At 47.6% G+C, this 9411-nt stretch carries 7 protein-coding genes; 4 read left to right on the top strand and 3 right to left on the bottom strand.

All coding sequences use genetic code 11. From position 1 onward, the window contains the following. Positions 1–359: 359 nt before the first annotated feature. Positions 360–656: a putative quinol monooxygenase gene (locus LDL18_RS07560; RefSeq protein WP_296508345.1), complete on the top strand. Its 297-nt coding sequence runs from the start codon at positions 360–362 to the stop codon at positions 654–656. Between the two features lie 48 nt (positions 657–704). On the opposite strand, the gene LDL18_RS07565 is transcribed toward LDL18_RS07560, so the two are convergent. The 3 genes from LDL18_RS07565 to recF all read right to left on the bottom strand — a co-directional run bounded on the left by LDL18_RS07565 (position 705) and on the right by recF (position 5368). Beyond that, positions 705–1196, bottom strand: a complete 492-nt coding sequence (locus LDL18_RS07565) for a DNA-deoxyinosine glycosylase (RefSeq protein ID WP_365974949.1) — start codon at positions 1194–1196, stop codon at positions 705–707. A 461-nt stretch (positions 1197–1657) separates the two neighbouring features. Further along, positions 1658–4096 carry a DNA topoisomerase (ATP-hydrolyzing) subunit B gene (gene gyrB, locus LDL18_RS07570; protein ID WP_296508349.1) on the bottom strand — a complete coding sequence of 813 codons (2439 nt, stop codon included), beginning with the start codon at positions 4094–4096 and terminating at the stop codon, positions 1658–1660. A gap of 141 nt (positions 4097–4237) precedes the next feature. Beyond that, entirely contained in the window at positions 4238–5368 is a 1131-nt protein-coding gene (gene recF / locus LDL18_RS07575; protein ID WP_296508350.1) for a DNA replication/repair protein RecF, read from the bottom strand. A 114-nt stretch (positions 5369–5482) separates the two neighbouring features. Between recF and bfr the strand changes: the two genes are divergently transcribed. From bfr to uvrA, 3 genes are all read left to right on the top strand, one after another. After that, the gene (gene bfr, locus LDL18_RS07580) at positions 5483–5956 is read left to right on the top strand and encodes a bacterioferritin (RefSeq protein ID WP_296508351.1); all 474 of its coding nucleotides are present in this window, start codon (positions 5483–5485) and stop codon (positions 5954–5956) included. A 75-nt stretch (positions 5957–6031) separates the two neighbouring features. Continuing rightward, positions 6032–6385: a hypothetical protein gene (locus LDL18_RS07585; RefSeq protein ID WP_296508353.1), complete on the top strand. Its 354-nt coding sequence runs from the start codon at positions 6032–6034 to the stop codon at positions 6383–6385. Between the two features lie 157 nt (positions 6386–6542). Then, positions 6543–9374 carry an excinuclease ABC subunit UvrA gene (gene uvrA, locus LDL18_RS07590; protein WP_296508356.1) on the top strand — a complete coding sequence of 944 codons (2832 nt, stop codon included), beginning with the start codon at positions 6543–6545 and terminating at the stop codon, positions 9372–9374. The last annotated feature ends 37 nt before the right edge of the window (positions 9375–9411 follow it).

Consider the following 9411-nt stretch of genomic DNA (forward strand, 5'->3'; position numbering starts at 1 on the left):
TTGAATTCCTTCAAATTCCTGAAGATTTTCCCCCTAAAAGCGAACCGTTTAAGTGGTGCGCCCCGTCGGTGTGAAGGCCTTCTATGCATTTCCATCCTACCTTGCAAGCAAAAAATTCACTTTTCTGTAATCTTTCTTATAACTACCTGTTTTTTCTATCTTTTTTCCACAAAAATCCCCAACAAAACTAACGCCCTCACAAAACCAAAAGCTAAAACCAAACCTGAAAACTTAGCACCAGTACAAAACCAAAACGCTAAAATGCGGAAAAAACCGTCTTCCAAGGCTGATTTCTGCTTTCTATCCCTTATATTCCCACTAAGGACGATGCGATCTGTCCTTTTATGAAGGAAAATAGAATGTCTACTGCCATTGATATTGTGGCTTCGGTTCAGGCTAAGGCCGGTCACGAAGCCGAAGTTGAGAAAATCATTAAAGCCGCAGTGCCGCCTGCCCGTGCGGAAGAAGGGAATATCAAATATGATGTTCATAAAGACCTTCAGCGCAAAGGGCATTTTGTCTTTATCGAACGCTGGGCTGATAATGCCGCTATCGGCAAGCATGGCGGAACGCCCCATTTTCAAAAGCTGGTCAAAGATTTGCAGCCCATCAGCGAAGGGCTGGATGTGACTTTCCTCGAATGTATTTCGCAGTAATCCAGCTATTCAAGCAGTGCCTTTTGTAAAGAAAGGCACTGCTTGAAGTCAGTCTAAAGTGATTTCTCGTAATTTGATCCAAGCCGCTTTCTTCACATCATAAGCGACCGCATGTGCCGGACTGGTGGAAGGCAGGATGTGATAAGGCAGCTTTACCCCTATTTTTTGTAATTCTTTGATGCCTAATTGAGCCGCCTTTTGACCATTAAAGGCGAGCGCTTGGAGATTGGGTAATTTTCTGATCAAATCCCCCAGAGGATTGGGGCTAACTTCTTTAATATTACTATCAAGGCTGCCTTGCCTTTTGGCTGTGCCGATAACATCCCAAAGACCGATATGATGGCGTAGTAACCCCTCAAGCCTTTCGGGATAGGATGCGGATTCTATATCTTCCCCGATAATATCACTCATCAGTCGCCAGAATTGGTTACGTGGATGGCCGTAATATTGCGCTTTTTCAAGAGAGGCGACCCCCGGTAGGCTTCCTAAAATCAAGAGACGCGTATTGTTATCCGTGACCGGAGCAAAACAGCGTAACATCGGATCAGACAACAAAAGCCCCTCCCCTTTTTGACGTCAAATGAAAGCCTAATGATAGAACGAGATAGCTACATTCTAAAGGTTAGAATGGCTTTTGTGGACAAGTGATAGGCTTGGCTTTTTGATTATTGGGAAGGAAGGCTTGGCATTAATAGGACTTTTGGATTTTTAGTAGGCAACACGCGTAGAAGATTTAAATAAAGTAACTTTGTGCTTTTGGGCAGCCTGATTTAACAGCGGTTTCTGGGGTAAAATGATAGCTGTGAGATAGGCGTTGAAAGCTAGACTAATGTCGGGATGACTTTAAAATTCGAGAAACTCAAGCGCGGCCTTCTTTCTAAACAGCGCGATATAATCGAAATTAAAGTAATAAAAAACCGACCTGAAAAATCAGGCCGGTTTTTCTGGCTTTAAGGCTTTAGCTGCCTTTTACAAAGCAGCCAAAGCCCAGTAACCGTTTTTTAAACGTCGAGATTGGCGACTGATAACGCATTCTGCTGAATGAAGTCGCGGCGTGGTTCAACCACATCGCCCATCAAACGCGAGAAAATTTCATCCGCGACATCAGCCTGTTCGACTTCGACTTTCAGCATCGAACGGTTGGCAGGGTCTAACGTGGTTTCCCAAAGCTGTTCGGGGTTCATTTCACCCAAACCTTTATAGCGGGAAATCGAAAGGCCTTTGCTACCGACAGCCAGAATGGCTTCAAAAAGCTGTGAAGGGCGATAGATATCCTGACCAGCTTCTTCGTCCATCTGTGCGGCCAGAGTAACCAACCGCGCCGGATGGGCTGAAATATAGCTTTCTGCCTGTTCTTGCGCCAGTTGATGCAGCTTGGCAGCTTCTGAAGACTGAATGAAGTTCCAATCCAATGTATGGGCATCGGTGACCCCACGCCATAAGCGCCGGAACAAGAAGCCTTCGGAGATAAATTCAACCGACCAGCGGGCATCGCTTTCGCTATCGGAACGGGTCAGAATTTCCGCGACCTGTTCCATGATTTCTTTACGTTTTTCATCCGCAACATCACTTTTAAAAGCCCCTGCCAAGGCAGCGGTTTCAATCAAAGGCGCGTAATAACGGTTCGGAACGTAATTCATCAACAGCCGCGTCCGACGGGCATGTTCTACCATTTGATGAAGATCGTTACCGGAGCGATCACCATGATCGGTATGCAGCATCATGCTGGCAACACCGGCATCCATCAGATAATTGTCAAGCGCGGCTTCGTCCTTGAGATAGACTTCGGAACGGTTTTTAGCCACTTTGAACAAAGGCGGCTGTGCAATGTAAAGATGCCCGTTTTCAATGATTTCTGGCATGTGGCGATAGAAGAAGGTCAAAAGCAACGTTCTAATATGCGCGCCGTCAACATCGGCATCCGTCATGATGACGATTTTATGATAACGCAGTTTGGCTATATTAAATTCGTCGCGAATACCGGTGCCTAGTGCCTGAATAAGCGTGCCAACTTCTTTCGATGAAAGCATCCGGTCAAGGCGAGAGCGTTCGGTATTTAGGATTTTACCTTTCAGTGGCAAAATGGCCTGATTATGACGATTGCGTCCCTGCTTAGCGGAGCCACCTGCAGAATCCCCCTCGACGATGAAAATTTCGGATTTGGTCGGGTCACGTTCCTGACAATCCGCCAATTTTCCCGGTAAGGAAGCAATATCCATCACGCCTTTACGACGGGTCAATTCACGGGCGCGCTTGGCCGCCTCACGTGCCGCCGCAGCGTCGATGATTTTTTGGATAATGACCTTCGCATGGGCTGGATTTTCTTCCAGCCATTCTGCCATCTTATCGGCCATCAGGCTTTCGAGAGGTTGTCGAACCTCGGAAGAAACCAGTTTATCTTTGGTCTGGCTAGAAAATTTCGGGTCTGGCAGTTTGACCGAAATGATCGCGGTCAGCCCTTCCCGCATGTCATCGCCGGTAAGCTGGACTTTCTCTTTTTTCAAAAGACCGGATTTATCGGCGTAATTGTTTAAGGTGCGCGTTAGAGCGGCGCGGAATGCGGCCAAATGGGTGCCGCCGTCACGCTGCGGAATGTTGTTGGTAAAGCAAAGAACCTGTTCATAATAGCTGTCGTTCCATTCGAGAGCGACATCAATCATTACATCATCGCGGTCGCCATGAATGGCAACAGGTTCGGGAATTAACGCTGTTTTTGCCCGATCAAGCCATTTCACAAAAGCAGCGATACCGCCTTCATAAAATAATTCGACCGTTTTTTCAGGATCGGTGCGCTTGTCAGTTAATTGCAACCGGACACCGGAATTCAAAAAGGCCAATTCGCGGTAACGGTGTTCCAGCTTTTCAAAATTGAATTCGGTAATTTTGAAGGTTTCGGCAGAAGGCAGGAATCGAACCCGCGTGCCTCTTTTATCGGAAGCGCCGACGACCTTTAACGGTTCAACGGCAACACCATGCTCGAAACGCATCCGGTGTTCTTGTCCATCGCGCCAAACGGTCAATTCAAGATAATTACTAAGCGCATTCACCACGGAAACGCCCACCCCGTGCAAACCGCCGGAGACCTTATAGGCGTTACTATTCGCGTTATTATCGAATTTACCACCGGCGTGAAGCTGCGTCATGATGACTTCAGCGGCCGAAACGCCTTCTTCGGGATGGATACCGGTTGGAATACCGCGTCCGTTATCTTCAACCGAGACCGAACCGTCGTCATAAATCGCGATTTTTACCAGATCACAGTAACCGGCCAAGGCTTCGTCAATGGCGTTATCGGAAACTTCGAACACCATATGGTGCAGCCCCGATCCGTCATCCGTATCACCAATATACATACCAGGCCGTTTGCGAACGGCATCCAGCCCCCGCAGAACCTTGATAGATCCTGCATCATAATCGTCATGCTGTTTTGATGTTGCCATAGTCTTAACTTATAGCGGGATGTTGCCAATAACCCAAGCAAAAGCCGCCTGATTTTAAAGGAAATATTACATTATCGGAGGAAGCGGTAAAAAGAGCGCGAATCTTTTATACCCTTTTATACAGTCAGTCGGTTATCTTTTTTAGAAAGCGGAGATAATTTCGCCCTTACCAAGCTGGAAATAGCAGGCGGCCTTCCCCGCAGATTCAAAGAGAGAGGCCTCTGTGCCGGTCATCCAGACTTGGCCGCCTTTTGATCGCAAAATATCGAATAAAATCGCCCGACGAGACGGATCAAGATGCGCCGCCACCTCATCCAGCAACAGAATGGGTGGCTGACCGTTTTTCTCGGTAATTAAATTGACTTGCGCCAACACAAGTCCAAGCAACAGGGCTTTTTGTTCGCCTGTCGAGCTTTGAGCCGCAGGCATGGCTTTGGCATGATGCGTCACCTTTAAATCCGCACGGTGAACACCTTGCAATGTTCGCCCGATAGCCGCATCCTTTGTCCGGCTTTTTTGCCAGATATTTTGCAAAAGCGGCATGATCTCTTCAGAATTATGGGTCACAAGATCGTGGCTATCAACGCCTTCATCCAAAGCCAGATCGGCTTTAGCAAAAAGGCCATCTTCCTGTTTGGCGATTTCTTGTGATAACGACTGAACAAGCTGCCGCCGCGCTAAAAGAATATAGGTCGCCTGTTCCGCCATAATCTGTTCTAAGCCGTCTAACCAAAGAGGATCAGAGCCTTTTTCATCGGAAAGGAGTTTGTTCCGTTGTCGCATCGCCGCTTCATAGCGGCTGTAATGGCGAGCATGTGACGGAAAAATAGTCAAGGTCAGCCGATCTAGAAAACGGCGGCGCGAAGAAGCCCCTTCCTGAAACAATCTGTCCATTGCAGGGGTAAGCCATAATATGGCTAGCCATTCCGATAAGGCATTTGCCGACGTCGTCACGCCATTAACGCGCACCTGACGCGAGGCCGCCCGAGGCGCAAGCCCGATCCCCATTGTTACCGGATCAATCCGGCCTGAAGATTCTAGTGGGTGCAGTTTGGCCGAAATCGCAAAACCGCCCTCGCCTTCCCGCCGGACAAGATCAGGTAAAGGGCTGCCGCGAAATCCTCGCCCCGGAGAAAGCAACGAAATCGCTTCTAAAATGTTTGTTTTACCGACACCATTTTCACCGGTCAGGATTACTAGCCCAGCTTTGGCCTGTAATCGTGTTTGCTGGTGTGACCGGAAATCATGGAGAGAAAGGCCGGATATAAACACAGTAATGCCCCGTTCCGATAAAATTATATGATAATGATATTGGGAAAGTTAGTTTTTTATAATAAAGTTTTAGTGTTAGGCTAATGAAAGCTGAAGAGCGGAAGGCACCCATCAATGAGCGCAGATCCTAAAATAATCGAACATCTTAACCGCCAACTTACCAATGAATTGACGGTCATCAATCAATATTTTCTCCATGCCCGTAGTTTGGAACATTGGGGCGTTTCGGTTCTTGCTAGAAAAGAATCCGAAGAATCTCTTGAAGAAAGAGGCCATGCCGATGCTTTGATCGAGCGGATTTTTTATCTCGGCGGCTTGCCTAACTTGCAACGTTATGAAGCCATTACCGCTAGTGAAGACGTGCCTGCGGTTTTAAAAACCGATTTGCGGCTTGAAAAAAAAGCGGTCAGCGATTTGAAAGAAGCCATCGCCTATGCGGAATCAACCCATGATTTTGTATCCCGCGATCTGTTCGTCAAAATTTTGATCGCCGAAGAAGCGCATATAGACTTCCTGAATACCCAGCTTAATTTGATCGAGCTGATGGGATTGGAACGCTATATCCAACAAAATTCTGATCCAGCCTGATTTATTGGGAAAATAGCTGCCATGTCTTGTCATGGCAGCTATGCCGTCGCCCGTTATGAAAGAAGAAGCCATCTTATGAGAAAAAATCTTTTCAGAACTGGAATAGGGCTTCTTGCCTTGATGCTTCCGATTGCGGTCATGGCTTATCCCCGTGGATATCATTATGGCCATTACGGGCGGTCGGGATATATCCGTAATGGTTACGCATCCGGTTATGTCAGAGGCTATAATCATTCTGGTTACGTCCAAAATTATGGCTGGTCTGGCTATGTCCCGCGTTATGGGTCAATGGGGTATAACCATCGTTACAATCCCTATAATCATAATCCTCTGCGCTATAATCACAGCTATAATCATCTGGATAGGCAGCTTTTATATCCGTCCAATCGCTGGAATGGTGCCTATCGCTATAATGGCTATGAGCGGTAACAAAATGACATTGCCGCCGTTTTTGAAGACCCTTGTCTCGCCGTTTTTGGATAGCCTCTTGTAGAACAAAGGGGGAATATCCATCTCTTTTCCTCGCCCTGATTGATAGCCCCGCATCACCAGACCCATTTTCTGAAAAATAGGATTTTTGCCTGTTATGCTTTCGACTATTTCTATTCGCGGCGCACGCGAACATAATCTCAAAAATGTTTCGATTGATATTCCGCGCAATAAACTTGTCGTCATGACCGGCTTGTCGGGGTCGGGTAAATCCAGTCTTGCCTTTGATACGATCTATGCCGAAGGACAGCGGCGTTATGTCGAATCCCTGTCCGCTTATGCGCGCCAATTTCTGGAAATGATGCAAAAGCCGGATGTCGATCATATTGAGGGTTTGTCTCCGGCTATTTCAATCGAACAGAAAACGACCAGTAAAAATCCGCGTTCGACAGTTGCTACGGTCACCGAGATTTATGATTACATGCGGCTGTTATGGGCGCGGGTCGGGATTCCTTATTCTCCGGCAACGGGATTGCCTATTACCGCGCAGACTGTAAGCCAGATGGTTGATCGGGTGATGGCTTTGCCAGAAGGTAGCCGTTTGCATTTGCTGGCTCCGGTTGTTCGTGGCCGGAAAGGCGAATATCGCAAGGAAATGGCCGAATGGCAGAAAGCGGGCTTTTCACGTCTTCGGATTGATGGCGAATATTATCTGATCGAAGAGGCTCCAAAAATTGACAAGAAACGCAAGCATGACATTGAAGTTGTGGTTGATCGTTTGGTTATCAAAGAAGGGTTGGAAACCCGTTTGGCGCAATCGCTTGAAACCGCGTTAAAATTGGCGGACGGGATTGCGATTGCCGAGCCAGCCGATGAAGGCTGTTTCGAGCCGATGCTTTTTTCCGAGCATTTTTCTTGTCCGGTATCGGGTTTTACCATTCCTGAAATCGAGCCACGCCTTTTCTCTTTTAACGCGCCGCAGGGTGCCTGCCCTGCTTGTGATGGATTGGGCGAAAAGCCTTATTTCGATGTGCGGTTGATTGTCCCAAATGAATCCCTTTCTTTGGCGAAGGGGGCTTTGATGCCTTGGGCAAGAAGCACGCCGCCCAGTCCTTATTATATGCAGATTTTATCCAGTCTGGCGCGTTATTATGATTTTTCGCTGGAGACCCCTTGGAAAAAGCTCCCCGAAAAAATTCAAAATGTCATTCTTTACGGGAGTGAAGGCGAAGTTATTCCTTTGCGCTTTTCTGAGGGCAATCAGATTTATGAGGTTGAAAAAGCCTTTGAAGGTGTAATCCGCAATTTGGAAAGGCGGCTGGTAACGACTGACAGCGAAACTATTCGCGAAGATATTGGACGTTATCAATCGGCGGCGCCCTGCGAAGTCTGTCATGGTGCTAGATTAAGGCCGGAAGCCTTGGCCGTTTTGATCGATCGTCATAACATTTCTGATGTCACCAAGATGACCGTTAAACCGGCGTTGGAATTTTTCAGGCAGTTACCGGAAAAGCTGACGGAAGCGCAAAATCAAATTGCTGAACGCATTTTGAAAGAGATTATCGAAAGGCTAGGATTCCTCGATAATGTTGGGCTGGATTATTTGAGCCTTGATCGTTCTTCAGGCACCCTTTCGGGTGGCGAAAGTCAGCGTATCCGTTTGGCCAGTCAAATCGGTTCCGGTTTGTCGGGGGTTCTCTATGTGTTGGATGAACCCTCTATCGGTTTGCATCAGCGCGACAACGACCGTTTGCTTGAAACCTTGAAAAGATTGCGCGATTTAGGCAATTCGGTTCTGGTTGTTGAGCATGATGAAGATGCTATTCGTCTTGCCGATTATGTCGTCGATATGGGCCCCGGTGCGGGGGTGATGGGTGGTAAAGTGATTGCCGCCGGTTCGCCGCAGGATATTATTGATTGTCCTGAAAGTTTGACAGGGGCGTATCTTTCAGGACGGCGGGAAATTGCAGTTCCCGAAAAACGTCGCAAGGGAAATGGTAAAAAGCTGACCATTAAAGGCGCAACTGCCAATAATCTTCAAAATGTGACGGCGTCTATTCCTTTGGGGACTTTTACCTGTGTCACGGGGGTTTCCGGCTCCGGTAAATCCAGCCTGATTTTGGATACGCTTTATACAGCGGCGGCCAGAGAATTGAATGGCGCAAGGCTGATTAGTGGTGACTATAAATCTATTTCGGGATTGGAGCATCTCGACAAGGTGATTGATATTGACCAATCACCGATTGGGCGCACGCCCCGTTCCAATCCAGCGACCTATACCGGTGCGTTTACCGCTATTCGGGAATGGTTTGCTAAATTACCAGAGGCACAGGCGCGCGGTTATAAAGCCGGTCGTTTCAGTTTTAATGTCAAGGGTGGTCGTTGTGAGGCTTGCCAAGGCGATGGCGTTAAAAAAATCGAAATGCATTTCTTGCCGGATGTTTATGTAACCTGTGATGTCTGCAATGGTGCGCGCTATAATCGCGAAACGCAGGAGGTCAAATTCAAAGGTCAATCCATTGCCGATGTTTTGAATATGACCGTCGATCAAGCAGCCGAATTTTTTGAGGCAGTGCCTTCTATCCGTGACAAGATGGCCATGCTTGCCCGTGTTGGTTTGGGCTATATCAAGGTTGGTCAGCAGGCGACGACTTTATCTGGCGGTGAAGCGCAGCGCGTTAAATTGGCAAAAGAATTGTCCAAACGGGCAACAGGACGGACATTATATATTCTTGATGAACCGACCACGGGTCTTCATTTTGAAGATGTCCGAAAATTGCTGGAAGTGTTAAATGCGCTGGTCGATCAAGGAAATAGTATTGTCGTGATCGAACATAATCTAGATGTCATTAAAACAGCCGATTGGCTGATTGATCTGGGCCCCGAAGGCGGCACCGGCGGCGGTCAGATTATTGCAACTGGCACGCCGGAAAAAGTGGCCGATACCGAAGACAGCTATACTGGCCATTATTTGAAACGGATGCTTTAACTGGAATAAAGGGGCAAGATCAGGGTCGGTTTTTGGG

This window comes from Zymomonas sp. (assembly GCF_020216885.1).
In the GTDB taxonomy this organism is placed as follows: Bacteria; Pseudomonadota; Alphaproteobacteria; order Sphingomonadales; family Sphingomonadaceae; genus Zymomonas.

Bases quoted from the DNA above. Each gene is read 5' to 3' on its own strand.
- LDL18_RS07560 (WP_296508345.1), top strand. From the start codon at position 360: ATGTCTACTGCCATTGATATTGTGGCTTCGGTTCAGGCTAAGGCCGGT.
- LDL18_RS07565 (WP_365974949.1), bottom strand. From the start codon at position 1,196: ATGTTACGCTGTTTTGCTCCGGTCACGGATAACAATACGCGTCTCTTG.
- gyrB (WP_296508349.1), bottom strand. From the start codon at position 4,096: ATGGCAACATCAAAACAGCATGACGATTATGATGCAGGATCTATCAAG.
- bfr (WP_296508351.1), top strand. From the start codon at position 5,483: ATGAGCGCAGATCCTAAAATAATCGAACATCTTAACCGCCAACTTACC.
- LDL18_RS07585 (WP_296508353.1), top strand. From the start codon at position 6,032: ATGAGAAAAAATCTTTTCAGAACTGGAATAGGGCTTCTTGCCTTGATG.
- uvrA (WP_296508356.1), top strand. From the start codon at position 6,543: ATGCTTTCGACTATTTCTATTCGCGGCGCACGCGAACATAATCTCAAA.